The following is a 19,564-nucleotide window of genomic DNA, read 5'->3' on the forward strand; positions in this document are numbered from 1 at the left end:
GCATGCTGGAGGTCGGAGAAATGAACTGGCCGGCGAATGTAACGATCAAAGAGGTTGGTCCGAGGGACGGGTTGCAGAATGAGAAGGTCTTTGTTTCTACAGAGGATAAAATAGCTTGGATCAACCAGTTGTCCGGCACCGGAATGAAGTCTATTGAGATCACTTCGTTTGTGAATCCCAAGTGGATCCCGGCGCTGGCAGATGCCGCTGAAGTTGCGAAAGGAATCGAACGGGTGCCTGGCATCGTTTATTCAGCCCTCGTTCCGAATCGTCAAGGTCTGGAGCGAGCGTTGGAAGCCGATGTGGATGAAGTGGCCGTCTTTATGTCCGCCAGCGAAACCCATAATCACAAGAACATCAACAAGTCGATAAGCGCTACTTTTCCTATCTTAAGAGAAGTGGTGCAAGAAGCTCTTTCCGCAGGAAAGTCGGTCCGCGGTTATGTGTCAACCGTCTTCGGGTGTCCTTATGAAGGTCCTGTTTCCGTCGAGGAGGTGATCCGGGTATCGGAAACGTTGTTCGACATGGGGATTGACGAGTTGTCGCTCGGGGATACGATCGGCATTGCAAATCCTAAGCAGGTGCAAGATGTATTGGATGTTCTTTTAAAGCGTTTTGATGCCAAAACACTGGCCCTGCACTTTCACGATACGCGCGGGACGGCGCTTGCTAATATTCTGGTGTCCATGGACATGGGGATCACGACGTTTGATGCCTCCGTCGGCGGTTTGGGCGGATGCCCGTATGCGCCCGGGGCCTCGGGCAATGTGGCTTCGGAAGATTTGCTTTACATGCTGGAGGCAATGGGGATTCAAACAGGGGTAAATCCGGAAAAGCTGCTCTCCGCGGCCCGGTTTATTCAGGACAAGATCGGAAGAGCTTTACCAAGCCGTAATCTTCAGGTCGGCGGTCCGAACGAGAACGGATAGGCAGGCTCAGGCTCAGGGTTCGGTTCAGGGAAGGAGGGGGACTATGGAAAAAACTGTATTAGTCACCAGCATCGGAAACGGAATTGTACTCATCACTTTAAACCGGCCGGAAGCCGCTAATGCGCTATCGATCAAGATGCTGGAACAATTGCGGGAGGCGGCTGCGGCATGTAAATTTGACCGGTCTGTTCGCTGTATCGTAATCACAGGGGCTGGAGAGAAAGCCTTTTGCGCAGGTGCCGATTTAAAAGAGCGCGCAGGCATGGACGTGAACCAGGTGCGCAGGACGGTTGCTTTGATTCGCGAGTGCATCAATGATTTGGAAGCCTTGCCCCAGCCGGTCATTGCCGCCGTGAACGGAGCCGCTTTTGGCGGGGGAGCGGAATTAGCGTTGGCCTGCGATATTCGGATCGCCTCCGAAACGGCAACATTTGCCCTTACGGAAACTTCGCTTGGGATTATTCCCGGCGCTGGCGGAACGCAGCGGTTGCCGAGGCTGATCGGGAAGGGGCGCGCCAAAGAGCTCATTTTCACCGCAAGAAAAATCGATGCCAAAGAGGCAAGGGACATGGGGTTGGTAGAGTATGCGACACCGCCTGAATCCCTTCTCGATAAAGCACTGGAAATCGCGGGCAGAATTGTTCGAAATGCTCCTGTCGCCGTGGCGCAGGCCAAGTTCGCCATCGATAAGGGGTTTGATGCGGATCTGAGCACCGGGCTGGCGATTGAGCAAAATGCCTATGAAGTCACGATTCCGACAAAGGACCGCCTGGAAGGACTGGAGGCGTTCAAAAATAAGCGTCCCCCCATATTTAAGGGCGAGTAATAGCATTTTGGAGATAAGGAGGAATAGGGGATGTCTAGGGAAATAAAGCCGGAGGAGCTGCAGGAACGTATTTCACGGGTCTTCCAAGGGGGGGCGCAGACTTATCATCAAAAGAATGCGGCACAAGGAAAACGATTTGTCCGCGACCGTTTGAAGCTATTGTTTGATCCGGGTTTCGAGCTGGAGGATGCGTTATTTGCCAACTGCGCGGCAGAAGACCTTCCGGCGGATGGCGTGGTTACGGCGATTGGAAAGATTAACGGGAGAATCGTTTGTGCGATGGCCAATGATTCCACCGTCAAAGCCGGTTCTTGGGGGTCGCGTACGGTAGAGAAGATCATTCGAATCCAAGAGACGGCCGACAAAATGAGAGTGCCGTTGATTTACCTCGTAGATTCTGCGGGTGCCCGCATTACGGACCAGGTCGAGATGTTCCCCGGACGACGCGGGGCTGGCCGTATTTTTTACAATCAGGTCAAATTGTCGGGTAAAATCCCCCAAATCTGCTTGCTCTTCGGTCCTTCGGCTGCAGGCGGAGCCTACATTCCGGCATTTTGCGATATCGTGATTATGGTGGATGGAAATGCATCCATGTATCTCGGTTCCCCGCGGATGGCGGAGATGGTTATCGGAGAAAAGGTTACGTTAGAAGAAATGGGCGGCGCGCGCATGCATTGCTCGGTATCCGGATGCGGTGATGTGCTGGCCAAAAACGAAGAAGAAGCCATTTCGATGGCACGGCGATACCTCTCCTATTTTCCCGCCAATTATTCCGAAAAACCGCCGGTGATGGAAGCAGCGGCACCACAATCCTTTGAGAAATCATTGGAAGAGCTCATCCCGTCCAATCAGAATGCCCCGTTTAATATGTATGACCTGATTGACCGGATTATTGACGAGGGGTCATTCTTTGAGATGAAGAAGCTGTTTGCCGGCGAACTGATTACGGGATTGGCCCGAATGAACGGAAAACCGGTTGGGATCGTTGCCAATCAGCCGCGGGTGAAAGGAGGCGTGCTGTTTCACGATTCGGCGGATAAGGCAGCCCGATTTATTACCCTGTGCGACGCGTTTCATATCCCGCTTCTGTTTCTCGCCGATGTCCCCGGTTTTATGATCGGCACCAAGGTAGAGCGGGCAGGCATTATCCGCCATGGCGCAAAAATGATTTCGGCCATGTCCGAAGCGAGCGTACCTAAAATCTCGGTGATCGTCCGTAAAGCATACGGAGCGGGCCTCTATGCGATGGCTGGTCCTGCATTTGAACCGGATTGCTGTCTCGCCTTGCCTACGGCTCAAATTGCGGTGATGGGACCGGAAGCGGCGGTCAACGCTGTCTATGCCAATAAAATTGCCCAACTCCCCGAAAACGAGCGGGCCTCCTTTATCGAACAAAAGCGGGAGGAATATAAGCAGGATATTGATATTTACCGGCTAGCCTCCGAAATGATCATTGACGGGATTGTTCCGGCCAATTCGTTACGCGACGAGTTAGTGAATCGATTCGAGGCTTATTCGTCCAAGGCTGTCGTCTTCTCCGAGCGGAAGCACCCGGTATATCCGGTTTAATTCGCCGGCATTTTCCGAACAGCACCATGCGTTTAGCGACGCGTCGGTGCTGTTTTTTGCGTGGACGGCATATCATAATCTTGAGCCGGAGGAGGAATGGTTTGGATACCGCTTTGCCTATAGGGGAAGGAGGCAGATCCGGATCGGATGGATATAAGACAGCTTCAATATTTTGCAGAGGTGGCCAAGCATAAAAATTTTACAAAAGCTTCGCAGGTCCTGTTTGTTTCTCAACCATCCATCAGCAAGATGATCAAAAGCCTGGAAGACGAATTGGGCGTTATTTTGCTTGACCGTTCCGAGAGGGAGATTGTACTCACGGATACAGGAAAGTTGGTTAACGAGAAGGCTTTGACCATTTTGCAGTTGCTGGACGAGTTAGCTTCTTCTGTTAATGAACTGGTTCAAGTACAAAGAGGAACCGTGAAAATGGGGATCATGCCTACAATCAGCGCATTGCTTTTCCCGAAAATCATTGCCGGATTCAAGAAGAGATATCCCGGGATTGAGATTCAAATGGTAGAATACAGCGCGAAACAGGTAGAGACGCAGATGGAGCAAGGAAATATCGATTTTGGAGTCACGGTGCTGCCGGTGAACACTCGGCTGTATGAAACGGTTTCGTTGTTATCTGAAGAGCTGGTTGTCATCGTAAGCAGTCAACACTGGCTTGCCGGAAGAGCATCCGTCAGTTTAGTCGAATTAAAGAATGAGCCGTTTATTCTGTTCACCAAGGAATTCGCCCTTCATGACGTCGTTTGGCAAGCATGCTTGCAGGCCGGGTTCGAACCCGAGGTGGCTCATATGACCTCCCTGTGGGATTTCTGCTGCGAGATGGTGGCTTCTCAATTGGGAATTTCATTGATCCCCAGATCGATGGCGAGCCGTTTGCATCATCTTGCCGTTCATACCGTTTCGATTTCCCATCCGCAGATGGCTTGGGAGCTGGCGCTTATTTATCCACGGGATAAATACCTTTCTTATGCATCCCGGGAGTTTATTGCCTATATCCAGGCCAATCCGCCGAATGAACAACCGGGATTATGAACAGATCCGCGTATATCGCGGATTTTTTTGTTTGGTATATTTTTCTAGAAATCTAATAATTCCATGCCAAAATACCGATACAGTTAATACAAGTGCTATTATTTTACAAAAAAAGGAGGGGGCCTTTATGAAGATTTCAAAACATGTTAAAAGAACGAGAGTGCTCGTAAGTCTATTAGTTAGTTTAAATGTGCTTACTTATTCAAGTATTTCCTTCGCTGCAGCAAACGAACTTCATGATATTGATGCCGGGATCGCGAGCCTAAATTATGATCGTAATGAAGTTTTGGCCGTAAAAGGTGATCAAATCAGTAGTTTTGTTCCCAAAGAAGGTCTCCAAACCAATGGTAAATTTATCGTGGTTGAACGCGAGAAAAAATCACTCGCAACCTCACCGGTAGATATATCCATTATTGATTCGATGACGAGTCGCACTTATCCAGGCGCAATACAGCTTGCAAATCGGGCTTTTTCTGATAATCAGCCTGACCTGATTATGAGCCCAAGAAAACCTTTAAATATCAGTATTGATTTGCCTGGGTTGAAGAGTGAAAATACAATTTCGGTTCCAAATCCAGTTTACAGCAGCGTTTCTGGTGCCGTCGATCAGTTAGTGTCGACTTGGGTTGAGAAGTATTCGGGCACTCATACATTGCCTGCAAGGTTACAGTATGCAGAATCTATGGTTTACAGCAAAAATCAAATTTCCAGCGCGCTTAATGTGAACGCTCAAGTGCTGAACAATACGCTCGGAATCGACTTCAATGCGGTTGCAAGCGGCGAGAAAAAAGTGATGGTAGCTGCGTATAAGCAAATCTTTTATACCGTAAGTGCAGCTCTTCCTAACAATCCATCGGACCTTTTTGATAAAAACGTGACATTTGCCGAATTAGTCCGTAAAGGGATAAGCAAAGAGGCTCCGCCGCTTATGGTATCCAACGTAGCTTATGGCAGAACCATTTACGTGAAATTGGAGACAACCTCGAAGAGCAGTGACGTGCAAGCTGCATTTAAGGCATTGCTCCAGAATGCCAGCATCCAAGCTAGCGGACAGTACAAAGATATTTATGAAAACAGTTCGTTTACTGCTGTTGTATTAGGCGGCGATGCACAGACGCATAATCAGATCGTCACGAAAGACTTCAATGTCATCCAAAATGTAATTAAGGACAATGCACAATTTAGCACGAAGAATCCGGCTTACCCCATTTCCTATACAAGTGTCTTTTTGAAAGATAATTCAATTGCCGCTGTTCGCAACAACACGGAATATATTGAGACTAAAACTACGGAATATGCCAAAGGCAAAATAACGCTGGATCATCGTGGCGCATATGTAGCTCAGTTTGAAGTGTCTTGGGACGAATTTACATTTGATGCCAATGGACAAGAACTCATTACTCATAGAACTTGGGAAGGAAGCGGTCGAGATAAAACAGCGCATTTCTCGACAGAGATTCCGCTTCCGCCTAATTCCAAGAACATCAAAATTTTTGCAAAAGAATGTACAGGTCTTGCCTGGGACTGGTGGAGAACCATTATAGATGAAACGAACGTTCCATTATCCAGCAATATAAAAGTTTCGATTGGAGGAACAACGCTATACCCGTCAGCATCCATTAGTCATTAGTCATTTCTGCAAATCTTCCCATTCCTTTGGGGAGATTTTCTTTTTGGGCTCCGCAAGCGAAGCGATTCACGCCTTATCATCATTTGTACGGTACCCTCATATATATTGGTTTGGGGTGGTACCATTGCATTCACCTGTCATAAAGCCTTATCCGATTACTCGAGGATTGGTTTCGGAGATTCAAGAACATCCGATCCATTTTGTTTCTGGAGCGATTACGCCGGAATTCTACTTTTATCTAAGAAATCATTTTCCTTATCCTCGTATTTCCGAGCAGTCGTTTGTGCTGTGTGTAGGCGGGGAAGTACAAAGACCTCGAACCTTCCAATATGAAGAACTGCTCCGTATGCCGTTTAAAGAATTGACAGTGCCTTTGGAGTGTGCAGGAAACAACAGAGGACTTTTTCGACCGAGAGTATTTGGCGAACAATGGGGAAGTGGAGCCATTAGCCAAGGCCTCTGGAGAGGAGTCCCGTTAAGAGACCTGCTCCGATTGACCGGACTGCAAGCGTCCGCAAAGGAAATCGTATTTGAAGGACACGATTCCGGGAGACGCCCCGATCTGGAAGGAGAGTTCGTATTTGCAAGAAGCCTTCCTTTGGAGAAAGCGATGCATCCGGATACGTTAATTGCTTATGCGCTAAATGGGGAACCGATACCATACAAGAACGGTTATCCGCTGCGGTTAATCGTACCCCAATGGTACGCCATGGCTTCCGTCAAATGGCTCCGAAGCATTACCGTCATTCGTACTCACTTTAGCGGGCCTTTTCAAGACATCGATTATATGTATTATCCGGAAAAAGACAGCGATACAGGGAAAACCCCCGTTACAACAATCCAGGTGAATTCCATCATTCAGCAACCGTTAAATCGCAGTGTGCTGGACAAAGGGATGCATCAAATTTACGGATTGGCCTGGACAGGAACAGGCTGCATTAGCAATGTTGAGATCTCGACGGACGCAGGGGAGAATTGGAGACCTGCTGTTGTTCAACCCATGTCGCAAAATGCGTACAGCTGGACATTTTGGAACTATACTTGGATCGCGGATCAAAAAGGAGAATATACGATTATGTCGAGAGCGACGGATTCATTCGGATCCGTTCAACCGGCAGCAGCCAAATGGAATCGAAAAGGTTACGGATATAACGCCTGTTCCGTCGTACATGTCAAGGTAGAGTAAGAATTGGACATCGGCGCAAAAGCGAAAGCTGTTGCGATAGCGTGGGGGAGGGCTGCGTTACCGTACGCGGAGCGGGAGCGGGAGACGGCCATCCTCAGTTGAGAGAGCTTTGGAGGTGCTTCAACCATCCCAACTTCACTTTCCCCGAACGAAATGATCGAAATGATCAGGCACGGGCTCCGAAAATCAACAGTCCCCAAAAGCATCGTAATTGTAGGTGCTGGCTTGTCGGGGCTTGTCGCCGCTTCCTTGCTGAAGGATGTTGGGCATAACGTAAAAATCTTGGAGGCGGACAACCGGGTCGGAGGACGTGTCTACACTTTGCGGGCCCCGTTTACGAACGGATTGTATCTGGATGCAGGAGCGATGCGCATACCCGAATTTCACTATTTAGTCATGGAGTATATTCGGAAATTCAATCTGCCGCTTCAACCGTTTATTAACGAAACGCCCAATGACATCATCTATGTGAACGGGATTAAAACAAAGCTGTCGAATTACCTTCGTCAGCCGGATGTACTCCAATACCCGGTCGCCCCTCATGAAAAGGGGAAAACCGCCCAACAATTGCTCGATATGGCGGTACGGCCCATCTTTGATTTCATCAATCAAGACCCGGTCCGTCATTGGCCTTTGGTCGTTAAGACATTCGATCGGTATTCGCTGTACGCTTTCTTAAAATATTATCCTCATTCATTCGGAACCGGACTGTCCGAGGGGGCGATCGAGATGATCGGAGTACTTCTCGGTTTGGAAGGATTGATGCAGCAGGCTTTCCTGGGAACTTTGCAATTTTTTATGCCACTAGTACGGCAACGCTTGTACGAGATTGTAGGAGGCAGCGATCTGCTGCCACGGGCTTTTATTCCACAATTGCAAGAAGACATCCTGTTTCAGCGAAGAATAACCAGAATTATTCAACATTCGGACGAGGTGACGATCCAAGCGGTCGATGAAAAATCATCGGATCGATATTCCATATCCGGCGACATTGCGATAGTGTCCATTCCGTTTACCGTTCTGAAATTCGTCGAAGTAGAGCCCCGGCATTCTTTTTCGCACCAGAAATGGAAAGCGATTCGAGAGCTGCACTATTCCGCCGCTACAAAAATCGGATTGGAATTCAAAAGCAGATTCTGGGAAAGGGCTGGCCAACATGGGGGCAGAACGATAACGGACCTGCCGATCCGGTTCGCGTACTATCCTAGCCATGGAATCGGCGAACCGGGGCCGGCTGTCCTATTGGCGAGCTATACCATGGGGGAAGATGTTATGTCGTGGGACGGTCTACCGAACGAAGGGCGAATTCGGTATGCCTTAATGAACCTTAAAGCGATCCATGGGGATGTCGTTTATCGAGAATTTGTGAGAGGCTTTTCCAATAGTTGGGCCCAAAACCCATATTCCTGCGGAGATTGGGCGATGTTCAATCCGGGTCAACAAACGGAGCTGCATCCATTTATTGCAATGCCTGAAGGACGTGTTCACTTCGCCGGGGAACATACAAGCCTTACCCACGGCTGGTTACAAGGGGCGATTGAATCCGGCATTCGGGTCGCGGTTGAAGTGAACGATTTGCCAAAACAAGGATTTTTTTAATTTGTAAATAATGGTATTTTATCAATTTCTGTTGTAATCTGATAGTAATTTTTATGATGAAGGGGAGGGTGGAGCATGTTCTCTCATAAACCGGCAGCAGATTTCCATTCACGCGAGCGAGCTGCCACAAATTTCAGCCCGGGACAACGCCGTCGGGCAATATGGTTTTGACATGAATAATGCCAATTTGGCCGGTTGGGCCGGTGGCACTTTTATCAAAATAGCTCCGGCTCGTGGAAAATCGCAACTAGTGCCTTGAGAGACTTACCAAAATTTAAAGCGTACAAGAAGCAAGCTTCAGGTCACGATGGTGCTTTGGAAGAAAGACGATTTCGTTAAACAGGTTCAGCCTAAAATTCCACGGGGCGCATTAATTCAATCAAATGTTTAAAAATAAGCTGGTACACATTTTCATAACATTATTTAATTTATTTTTGGTTTTTGAGAAAGCTAAAAAACCAAATAGCGGTTAGAGTGAGTCATTATTAAAAAAACAGTAAAAAGGCATTAAACATTAAAATCCAAATCGATTCTATATTACATATTCACAAAACCCGTATTTTGTACATATGTCTATAAACTGTTTAATACCTCGAGTTACACCCCACGCGCCTGTCGGATGACAAGAATTTGTACCGATAAATGACAAGAATGTATTCCGATTGTTCTTTTAAAGTTTTACGTCGTCTCTTAACTTTATTATAGCCTTTGGGAACTACCCATTATTTTGTAGCGATTCCTTTAAGATTTTTCTTGCATAGATCATTGGCATCTCTGAGGTTACATTCGCAATTAATTGGTGCACTTGTGCCATATTTAGTCCAGCTTTCATGATCTTAAGACCAAATCTATGTTTAAAAGCTGTTGCTTTAAAATGGAATCTTCTTCCATTTTCGTCAATTATATTGACTCTCTCTGCAAAACGATCTAATGACCGGAGAACTGATAGTTGCAAAAAGGGTTTTCCAATTCCTTTTGTGCCAGAATATCGTAAAAACATGAAATCCTCATCGATCACAAGCATGATTCGGCGCATCCTGGATCGTTCGCCCTGCTCTAACATCAGATTTACGATTTGTTGTCGCATCGCAGATGGATTTCTTTTCGCTGGAAATGGAAATTTTAAATCTGAAAGCATATCTCCAAAAAACTTTTCTTCGGTTGGTACGCGATAGCTACTACATTTTGTCCTCAAAATCGGAAAGAGCGTCCCCAATTGCATTGGCAAATAGTTTAATGCAAATTCGATGGATTTACTTTTACCAATCCGTGGTCTTCCGTACACGATCATGCCTGGAAGCCGATTAATTACGATTTTGGTCAAACTCTCCATAAGTCATTTTACTTCCATAGTAGGAAGGATATATCCCCCTTGTTCAATGGGATGAGTTCCTGCTGGAATCACTGGTCTATTCATGCCTTTCCCTCCCTAACTTATCAGCTTAAAAGGTAATTGTCCTGTATTTTGATAGAAAATCTTCCATGCTGCCTGACTGTTTGTCCTTTTCTTCCCTGACCAACTGCCGAGCTCTATCCAGAGCTTCGTTTGTTTTAATTACTTGTTCCAATACATCTTTACGATCTTTTGGTAAATTCTTACTTCTTAGTCGGTCCTTAACTAAATTACCCAAGTGAGATTTCGCATTATCGAAACATATTACATCAAAAACAGCCCATTCCAGCTCCGGGAAAACCTCTGAATGATAACCGCCGTTCTCATTAAACGATAACCCGTCAATGGCAAGCGTGATTGGCAGGTAAGGCATTATGGCGTTTCGAATGCAAGTCATAACATCGCTCGCGCTATATTCCTTATTTAAGCTAATCGCCTTACCAATAACGCATCGAGTGGCGACATCAATCAATGTTAAAATCCAGAAGCGTTCCAAAACTTTAACAACGATGTCTCCATCAGGCGTCACTAATTCAATAGCAAAAACGCCGTCAATCCGATGTGCATCAAATTGAACTCTTTGAAATGGAGTTCTGGTCACAGGATGGTTCTGCTCCCCTATGCCGCTGCTTCTCGATTTTTGCTCTGCATCGTAACCATGTCTTGATGATGCTTTGCTAAAATATTTTAGATTCAATTTCCTTAAGTAACGATACAACGAGCGTATCCCCAAACGATCAGTATTAAAGGGATACTGTGTAAGTGGTATGTTCTTTTCTTTACAGGCATCTATAAATTTTTTGTGAATATGCAGCGGCTTCATCGCGGTATGTGGCGCGCGCGATTCGGGCGCTCATCTGCGACCCCGATGTCGGGCGGTTTGCCGGGCAAACGCTGAGTGCGTGGGGGCTGTCGGAGGTCTATGATTTTGTGGATCTCGACGGACGGAGACCTCATTGGGGACGGTACTTTCGGACGATCTAAGCCTAAAGACCTGAACGCGGGCCTGTCCTCCCTCATGCCTTCTTTTCTCTTCTTGTGAATGCTATAATACTCATATCCATTACCAGATATCGTATAAAAGGAGGGCATCCGTTCATGAACGCGAACCAAATTCTCGAAACGTTGCCGCATCGCTATCCGTTCCTGCTTGTCGATCGAATTGAATCGGTTGAGGAAGGTCAAAAGGCGGTCGGGATCAAGAATGTCAGCATCAACGAACCGTTTTTCCAAGGGCATTTCCCAGGATTTCCGGTGATGCCGGGGGTGCTGGTCGTCGAGGCGATGACACAGGTTGGAGGCGTCGCGATGTTGAGCGTGCCGGACTTTAAAGGCAAGATCGCCTTCCTGGCCGGGATTGACGGTGCTCGCTTCCGCCGCCAAGTCGTTCCGGGCGACCAACTGCGCATCGAAGTCTCGATCACGAAACTCAAAGGCGTCATCGGCAAAGGACAGGCCGTCGCTTATGTCGACGGCGAGCTGGCCGCTGAAGCGGAACTGACCTTCGCGATCAAAAAAGACTAATTTTGAAGAAAAAAAAGGGATTCTCACGACCCGCGTGAGAATCCCTTTTTGGCGTTATGAAGTGGTGCCGACGAGACTGCGATGCTCGTGGGCAAACGTTTCAAGGAACGTCGGTGCCAGGCCGAATGCAGAGTAGAGCTCTTGGCAGAAGGCAAGGATCGACGCAGCTGCTTTTGGTTCCGAGAGCAGCATCATGTGGTTGGACGAGTCGATGTCGAACAGGTGGAAATCGTCGATCTGACGTTCAAATTCGGTCCAATAATCCCCTTGGTCGAATACGGGGCTCGTCTTGACATTGAAGTACGGTTCCAGCGCCCCGAGGAACGAGCCGCTTTTGTTGCGGAAGAAATAGGCGCTGACCTCTTGCGGATTGGGCAACGGCAAGATGGTAAATCCGCTGCGGTCGAACGCTTCCTGCACGTCAGAACTACTCTGAATCATGGTGTTCAGGTAGTCTTCCGTGCGCTTGTAGCCGCGCTCGCGGGCCAGGGTCAGCAACTGCTTGGAATATTCCTCATCCGAGAGCGTCGGGTCCAGATCATCACGGTGAATCAATGTGGTCGGAATCTTCTCCGGCTCGTGCTGAATCTCGGTGAGCAGGGTCATGTTGAACGATTGCAGGATCGCGGTTTTTCTATCGAACATCGCTTCCGGCAACATGGTCTTGGTGTAGATTTTGTCCGAATACAAGGTGTCGAGGAACATGATGGAGTTCACTTTTTGCCCCAGTTCCTGCAACTGACGGGCCACTTCGTAGGCGAGGAGGCCGCCGAGCGAATAGCCGCCGAGGTCATACGGCCCTTCCGGCTGCACGGTCTGAATGATGTGCACGTAATACGCGGCCATCGCGTAGATGCCTCGGATCGGGGTGCGGTTGCTCATCCAACCACGCGCTTTGATGCCGTAGAAGGGTCGGTTGCTCACTTTGGCGATCATCGAGTAGATGCCGACGCCGCCTGCCGTCCCGTGCATCCAGAAGATCGGACGACCTTCCGTGGCTTGGTTCAGCAGGACGAGTTCCGGGAACTGCGACAAGCTGGTCTGCACGGGCTTGTGGGCCGGCGGTGCTGCAAGCGGTGCTTGCGGCGGTGCGGGAGTCTGGCTCACGATCTCCGCTTTCGGTTTCGCCTTGGTCGCCCCATTGGGGACCAGCTCTCGAATCAGGTCTTCCATCGATCGGCATTCGCTCAGTTTGACGAAGGAGAAGAACGGGTCGATCTGCGTTTGTATCTGCCGTAGCAGCTGCATGTACAGAATCGAGTCAAACCCGTAGTGGTCGAGCGGCTTGTTCACCTTCAGCTCCGCAGGCGTGAGGCCCACCAGTTCGGAGATGATGCCGATGACTCGCTCCTGCAGATCCTCCGCGATGGCGAGGTCTTGTTCCTCACAGACGGGAACCGCCTCGGAAGCAGAAGCTGCAGCGACTGCTGGCAGGCTCTGCGTTGCCAGCTCTCGTCTTGCGATTGTCGGAGCGGTCAGCCAGCAGCGGCGGCGCTCAAACGGATAGGTCGGCAAGGAGATGCGACGGGCGGACGCTCCGCCTTGCAGCGCTTCCCAAGGAATCTTGCCGCCTTTCGCCCAGTAGAGGGCTAATTTTCCAAGATTGCTCTCTGCCAGCAAGGCTCGAAGAACGGTCTCTCCGGTGATCCCGGCCAGAAGATCGAGGATCTCGGAATGAGACTCGTTCAGGTCGCCGAGATAGAGCGCGATGGGCGCGTCGCCTTTTTTCAAATAGCCTCGCAGACCTTGCATCAGCTCGTCGCGGCTTTGTACCACCATCGCAAGTCGCGCCTCCATCTCGTCACGGCCGACTTGCAGCGTGTGCGCGATGTCAGGCAGCTTCAAGCTCTCGTCGGCTTCGAGGAACGCGAGCAGCTGTGCGGCAACCTCGTCCAGACGCTCGCGATTCTTCGCGGAGAGGACGATGATCTGCGGTGCATCCGTCGGTTCGTGATCGACCGCCTCTTGCTGCGCCGGGATGTATTCTTCGACCACAAGATGCGCGTTCGTGCCGCTGATGCCGGTCGTGCTGACTGCACCGAGGCGCGGGCGCTCATCGGCCGTGGTCCACGATCTGTTCTTGGTATGAATCACGAACGGGCTGTCTGTCAGGTTGATGTAGTCGTTGCTCGACTCATAGTTGTGCAGAGCCGGAATCGTCCGCTCTTTCATCGCCATCAGCATGGAGATCAAGCTGACGACGCCGGATGCGGCGAACGTATGCCCGATCAACGGCTTGATCGAGCTGAGCGCGCAGTATTGCGTCCGGTCGGTGTGTCGGCGGAAGGCGTTGGTGAGCGCCTGCACCTCGATGGGGTCTCCCAATCTGGAACCGACGCTGTGGGAGAGCACATACTGGATGTCGGCCGGGTTGATGCCGAAGCGCTTGTAGACTTGATGAAGCAGGTCTGCTTGGCTCGCAGGGCTCGGCGCGGTGATGCCGTTGGTCTGGCCGTCGTAGTTGACGGCGCTGCCCTTGATGCAGCCGTAGATCTGATCGCCATCCTCCAGCGCTTTGCTCAGCGGCTTGAGCACGACGACAGCTACCGCTTCGCTCGGCACCAGGCCATTTGCACGCCCGTCGAACACAAAGCAGGTGCCATCCGGGGAGAGCATGTCGAGCTTGCCCATGCCGTTGTGGATCATCGGCGAGATCAACAGGCTGACACCGCCGGCCAGCGCCATGTCGCATTCGCCTTGGCGCAGGGCTTGGCAGGCTTGGTGAATCGCGACGAGACCGGACGAGCAGGCGGCGGTGATCGCCATGTTCGGGCCCTTGAGGTTGAGCGCATAGGAGATGCGGGCCGCGAGCGTGGCGTTCTGGTTGCTGTTCAGCGGACTGTCCTCTCCGGCCAAGAACCCGTACTCTCCCTCTTCCACCCCGACATAGACGCCGCATGCGGTTCCACGAATGCGCTCGCCCATATAGCCGGCATCTTCCAACGCATGCCATGCTTCCTGCAGGAACAGGCGCTGTTTCGGATCGATGTACTCCGCTTCTTTGGGCGAGATCTTAAAGAACAAGGGATCGAAGCGGTCGACGTCCGGGACAAATCCGCCCCATTTGCCCATGCCCTTCTCTTCCCGCCAGTCCCAGCGGTCAGACGGGACGACCGTGATCGCTTCCTTCCCGTCTCGGATGTTTTTCCACAGTTCCTGCACGTTGCTCGCCTGCGGGAATCTGCCGCTAATCCCGACAATGGCAATCGGCTCCTGCGCACTGCGCACCGCTCCTCCGGCCGCGAATCGCGCCTTGCCGGTCTTTTTGCGCGAAGGGCGCTTGGACGGGGTGCTGACGATTGGAGCGACAGGTGCTGCCGCGATCGCCGGTGCGGATGCCGCTTGCTCTTGGTAGAAGTCCCGCATTGCCTCCCCATGTGTGACCGCATAAAACTGGGTCAGAGCTCTGATCGTGGAATGCTCAAAGAACAAGGCGGGCGTCACGGCAATGCTGTAGTGTTTCGACAGGAAACCGGCAAACTCGGCCAAGCTGATCGAATCAAACCCGAAATCGGCCAAGTTCTCCTCGACGTCCAGTTTGGTGCGCGGAATCTTGAGAACGGAGCTGATCTGCTCTTTGAGATCCCACTCCACGCACTGTTCGAGCGTGAATCCTTTCATCTCCGGACGTCTTCCCTTGCCGGAAGAGGTGTTGCTGCCGGAATGCACTGGCACCGGAGTGGGCGCTGCCGACTTCGCGAGGCCCAGCATACGTTCGATGCGGCTCGGCTGGCCGACCATCACAAGATGCTGGGTGCGGTTCTGCGACAGGATGCGGTCAAAGATCGCAAGGCCCTCTTCCACTTCCAAGAAGCGTTGCCCGCTGGTCTTGAAGTAGGCTTCCGTGTTTTCTTTCTTCTCAAAATGCATGCCCCCGGCTTTCCAAAGCGGCCAGTTGATGACGAATGTTGTCCCGTTGCGCAGCTCGCCATAGGCCATTTGGAAGCGGTTGGCAATCGCATAGTCGCACGAGCCGAAGTCCCCGATGATCGCCGACGAAGAGGAGAAGTAGCAGGTAAAATCAAGTTCCGGCTCCCCTTGCAGCAGTTCGTCGAGCAGAAGCGTTCCTTTGATCTTCGGGTCGAGCACTTGCTGGAACCGGCGGTCATCCTTGTCGAGAATGCTCTCGGCTCTGACGAGGCCGGCTGCGTGCAGGACGCCGTGAACACGGTCGAACTGCGACCGGGCTTCTGCAAGCCCCGCCTCCATACGCGTGCGGTCACAGACGTCCGCTTGCAGATAGAAGACGCGGCTGCCTCGTTTTTCAAGCGCTTCGATCTTCGCCTGTTTGGCAGCATCGAGCGCCGAGCGCCCGGTCAGGATCAGGTTGACCGGGTGTTTGCCAGCCAGATGCTCGGCGAGCAGGTAGCCCAGACCGCCGAGCCCGCCGGTGATCAGGTAAGTGCCACCCGATTTCAGCAAGGTGGAAGAGCCGGCTTGGATGCGGGTCGGCTGTACCTTGCAGACGTGGCGCTTGCCGTTTTGGTAGAGGACGCTTTCGATTTTGGAAGCATTGAGCTCGTCCAGAAGGAGATGCATGTTCTCCTGCAAGGAAACGGCCCCGGCTTCTTGCATCACGACAGCCGCTCGGGTATCCGGGAGCACCAAGCCCAAGGAGCGCTCAAAGCCGATCCATGATTCAAGGAACGCACGCTCGGTCGCATTTCGGTGCTGGCCGACGAGCATCAGGCTCTTGGCTTTAAGCTTCGTCGTCGCAAGGGCTTGTACGATGTCGAGGATCGGTTTCGTGTCCTCCACGAGCGAAGCGTCTTCCAGCGGCCAGAGGTAGAGCAAAGCATCAACTTCCCCCTGCTGTTCTTGGACGCTGCGGAGCGCCTGCTGGCAGGATGTCCCTTGCGCGACGAAAAGGACCTGCGTCTGCGGACTTCGCGCCTGCACCGCTTCCACGACCGCACGCTGAGCCTCCGCATTCGAGAGGAAGCAGAGCAGCGTGTTCAAGTTGGACGGCGCGTGGTTGTTTCGAGCTTGTTCTTGCCAGATCTCCTCAAAGGTCATCAAGGCAAACGGCTCGGCGGATGGAGAGACCGCTTGCGGGCGGTTCTTCTGCGTTTGCAGACCGCTGATTTGCAGACAGACCTTGCCTTGTTCGTCGCAGAACGTGAAGTTGCCGTCGTCTGCCACAACCCACATGGAGGAGGGGCAAGGGGCATAGATCGCGACCTCTTGCAAGGTGGCGGGCACACTCCCTTGCAGCACGGCATCCGGCAAGTGCGGATGGAGCAGAAACTGCGAAGGCACCATCGGCAGCGTGACGCGCGCGCCCCGCTCCTGCAAGGTGGACGCATCGAGGAGTGGCGCTTCGTCCTCTGTCAGCACGGCGCTTCCTGATGCGTGCAACTCTTCCTCGTCGTTGTAGATCTCAAAGGAGATCTCGCCATTAGCGGCCGGGTACAGTGCGATGTGCACCTGCGACCCGTCAGCATCCACTGCGAGCGGCGACTCCCAGACGATATTTTGCAAACGAAGGCGGGTGAGACCTTCCTTCAGAGCGCCGGACGCCTGTTCCACAGCCGCGCGCGCCATCTCCAACAGGGCGAATTCCGGCACCGTCCGATCGCGAAGGAAGGTCTCCTCGCCGGTGAAGATGGTGCTGTAGCGCATTTCGGTCAGGTCTGACGTGTTGCGATGGAGCAGCGGATGCAAGGCGTTGACGGCAGATTTTGCCTGCTTGCCGAAGCCTGTCTGCACGATTTCAAAAGCAGGCAACGGGTAGCGCTCTTGTGCAAACGAATAGGTCGGCAGTCCGGTCAGTCGCTTGACCGTCCCCGCCGGGTAGAGCCCTTCCCAGTCGATCCGGTTGCCGTTGACCCACAGTTCTGCAACCGTCTTGAGCTTGCGGTTGTGCAACAGGCTCAGGAGGAACGCTTGTCCCTCTTCGGTGTCGGCCGGATTGATCCCGTTGACGCTGCCGTTCTTGCCGACGGTGCCCACGAAGACTTCTCCAGACTTGCCGGCCCCTGCTAGGTAGCGTTCGAGCTGGCCGATCAGCTGGTCCCGGTCTTTGACAACGATGGCAAGCCGTTGTGCCATGCTCTCTCTCGCCACTTGGTAGGTGTACAGGAAGTCGGGGAGCGAGACGTCCGGGTGAGAGCGGAGGTAGCGGAGCGCGGCATCGGCATTGGCTTGCAGCGATTCTGCACTTTGGGCCGACAGCACGAACAGACCTGGCATCGCTTCGTTGATCTGCGCTGCAACCGCACGCGACGGATTGGGATAGTCTTCGATCACCACATGGGCATTCGTGCCGCTGTAGCCGAACGAGTTGACGGCAGCCAGGCGCTTGCCATTTCGATTGGGCGTCCACTCGCGACGAGCTGTGTTGACATAGACCGGGCTATTGGCAAAGTCGATGTGCTTGTTGCCCTGTGCATACTGGATGGAGGGCGGCATCTCTCCATGCTTCATGCTCATCAAGACTTTGATCACGCCCAGCACGCCTGCTGCAGCCGTCGTGTGACCGATGTTCGCCTTGAGCGAACCGATTCCGCAGAAGCCTTTCTGAGTCGTGAACTTGCGGAAGGTGTTGTTAAGGGCGTGAATCTCGATCGGATCGCCAAGCTTGGTGCCCGTGCCATGCGCTTCGATGTATTGAATGTCTTCCACGTCGATCTCGTACTTGCGGTAGATCGATTCTTGCAGCTGGCTCTGCGCGAGGAAGCTCGGCGCGGTGATGCCGGAGGTCTGGCCGTCTTGGTTGGTGCCGCTGCCTTGGATGATGCCGTAGATGTGGTCGTTGTCCCGCTCGGCATCGCAGAGGCGCTTGAGAATCAAGACCCCGACGCCGTCGCCGACGACGATGCCGTTCGCTCCATCGTCAAACGGACGACACTCGCCATTGGGAGACAGCATCCCGGCGTTGTGCATGGAGATGAACGAGCCCGGATGGCAGTAGACCGTGATTCCGCCTGCGATGGCGAGGTTGATCTCCCCGCTCTTCAACTGCTGGCAGGCCAGGTCGATCGCCACCATCGACGAGGAGCAGGCCGTGTTCACCGCCAGCGCCGGCCCTTTCAGATCCAGATAGTACGCCATGCGAGCCGCGAGGATGCTGATGTCATATCCGAGCATGGAATAATGGGAAAAATCTTGAGCGAGCGCCGAGGAACCGGCGGTGCCGATAAAGGTGCCGACGGGCTGCCCGCGCAGCTGCGTCGGGGTGTAGCCGGCATCTTCTAAAGACTTGTATGTTTCTTCCAGCAAAATACGCTGGGTGACGTCCATCTTCTCAGCTTCGATGGCCGAGATGTTAAAAAAGAGCGGGTCGAAGCGGTCGATGTCGTCCATCTTGCCATAGTTGATCGGAAACGGATTGGACGAATGGGCTTGGATGTATTCCAGCCATTTCGGATCGCTCACTTCGCTGATGCATTTTTTCCCGTCGCGAACCAGGTTCCAGAATTCTTCTTGATCGCTCGCCCCGGCACTCCGGACGGAGAGACCGATGATGGCGATCTCATCGGTCTCGACCCGTACTTCGCGAGTGGGCGGAGTGGGTGTCGGTGCTGGTGCTGGTGCTGGTGTTGGTTTCGGTGTCGGCGTTGGTGCCGATACCGTCGGCTGTGCTTGTTTTGCAGGTTGTACGAGGGTATGGAACTGCTTTTCCATGTAGACCGCCAGAGACTCAAGGTCTGCACATTCAAATACGATGCTGGTCGGCAGGTTCAGGTCGAACCGGACGTTGATCGCTTCGAGCAGTTCAACCGCATTGAGCGATCCGATCCCCAGTTCCTTGAAGGTATCCGATTGCTCCAGTTCGGTGCGTTCCAAACCCAAGGTCTGTTCGAAGATCTCGAACAGGATCTCTTTGATCTCAGTTCTGGTCATCCCGGAACTCATGCTC

12 protein-coding genes are annotated in these 19,564 nt (G+C 52.1%); 9 read left to right on the forward strand and 3 right to left on the reverse strand.

The features are described 5' to 3' along the window. Window positions 1–20 precede the first annotated feature (20 nt). The 7 genes from NI000_RS26440 to NI000_RS26470 all read left to right on the forward strand — a co-directional run bounded on the left by NI000_RS26440 (window position 21) and on the right by NI000_RS26470 (window position 8,786). Window positions 21–929, forward strand: a complete 909-nt coding sequence (locus NI000_RS26440) for a hydroxymethylglutaryl-CoA lyase (protein WP_253414362.1) — start codon at window positions 21–23, stop codon at window positions 927–929. Window positions 930–972: 43 nt separating this feature from the next. Beyond that, on the forward strand, window positions 973–1,755 hold the full coding sequence (locus NI000_RS26445; RefSeq protein ID WP_253414363.1) for an enoyl-CoA hydratase: 783 nt from the start codon (window positions 973–975) through the stop codon (window positions 1,753–1,755). Between the two features lie 30 nt (window positions 1,756–1,785). Beyond that, window positions 1,786–3,324, forward strand: a complete 1,539-nt coding sequence (locus NI000_RS26450) for an acyl-CoA carboxylase subunit beta (protein ID WP_253414364.1) — start codon at window positions 1,786–1,788, stop codon at window positions 3,322–3,324. Between the two features lie 147 nt (window positions 3,325–3,471). After that, window positions 3,472–4,371 (forward strand): LysR family transcriptional regulator, encoded by a 900-nt coding sequence (locus tag NI000_RS26455; protein WP_253414365.1) that lies wholly within the window; start codon window positions 3,472–3,474, stop codon window positions 4,369–4,371. Window positions 4,372–4,498: 127 nt separating this feature from the next. Then, a complete protein-coding gene (locus NI000_RS26460; protein ID WP_253414366.1) occupies window positions 4,499–6,001 on the forward strand; it encodes a thiol-activated cytolysin family protein in 1,503 nt (500 codons plus the stop codon). Further along, on the forward strand, window positions 5,958–7,187 hold the full coding sequence (locus NI000_RS26465; RefSeq protein WP_309247934.1) for a sulfite oxidase: 1,230 nt from the start codon (window positions 5,958–5,960) through the stop codon (window positions 7,185–7,187). Before NI000_RS26460 ends, NI000_RS26465 begins: the two co-directional genes overlap by 44 nt. A 153-nt stretch (window positions 7,188–7,340) precedes the next feature. Then, window positions 7,341–8,786, forward strand: coding sequence for a flavin monoamine oxidase family protein (locus tag NI000_RS26470; protein WP_253414367.1), 1,446 nt, complete (start codon window positions 7,341–7,343; stop codon window positions 8,784–8,786). Between the two features lie 715 nt (window positions 8,787–9,501). Here NI000_RS26470 and NI000_RS26475 read toward each other — a convergent pair. Then, window positions 9,502–10,119: a TniB family NTP-binding protein gene (locus tag NI000_RS26475; protein WP_301292706.1), complete on the reverse strand. Its 618-nt coding sequence runs from the start codon at window positions 10,117–10,119 to the stop codon at window positions 9,502–9,504. Between the two features lie 109 nt (window positions 10,120–10,228). Then, window positions 10,229–11,002, reverse strand: coding sequence for a hypothetical protein (locus NI000_RS26480; RefSeq protein ID WP_253414369.1), 774 nt, complete (start codon window positions 11,000–11,002; stop codon window positions 10,229–10,231). An 8-nt stretch (window positions 11,003–11,010) separates the two neighbouring features. On the opposite strand from NI000_RS26480, the gene NI000_RS26485 reads away from it, so the two are divergent. Both NI000_RS26485 and fabZ read left to right on the forward strand, forming a co-directional pair. Beyond that, complete coding sequence (locus NI000_RS26485) at window positions 11,011–11,163, forward strand: hypothetical protein (RefSeq protein ID WP_253414371.1); 153 nt, start codon at window positions 11,011–11,013, stop codon at window positions 11,161–11,163. A 114-nt stretch (window positions 11,164–11,277) separates the two neighbouring features. Further along, complete coding sequence (gene fabZ / locus NI000_RS26490; RefSeq protein WP_036691017.1) at window positions 11,278–11,703, forward strand: 3-hydroxyacyl-ACP dehydratase FabZ; 426 nt, start codon at window positions 11,278–11,280, stop codon at window positions 11,701–11,703. A 54-nt stretch (window positions 11,704–11,757) separates the two neighbouring features. On the opposite strand, the gene NI000_RS26495 is transcribed toward fabZ, so the two are convergent. Further along, window positions 11,758–19,560, reverse strand: coding sequence for an SDR family NAD(P)-dependent oxidoreductase (locus NI000_RS26495; protein ID WP_253414372.1), 7,803 nt, complete (start codon window positions 19,558–19,560; stop codon window positions 11,758–11,760). Window positions 19,561–19,564: the final 4 nt, after the last annotated feature.

Source organism: Paenibacillus tyrphae, from assembly GCF_024158745.1.
Lineage (GTDB): Bacteria > Bacillota > Bacilli > Paenibacillales > NBRC-103111 > Paenibacillus_G > Paenibacillus_G tyrfis_A.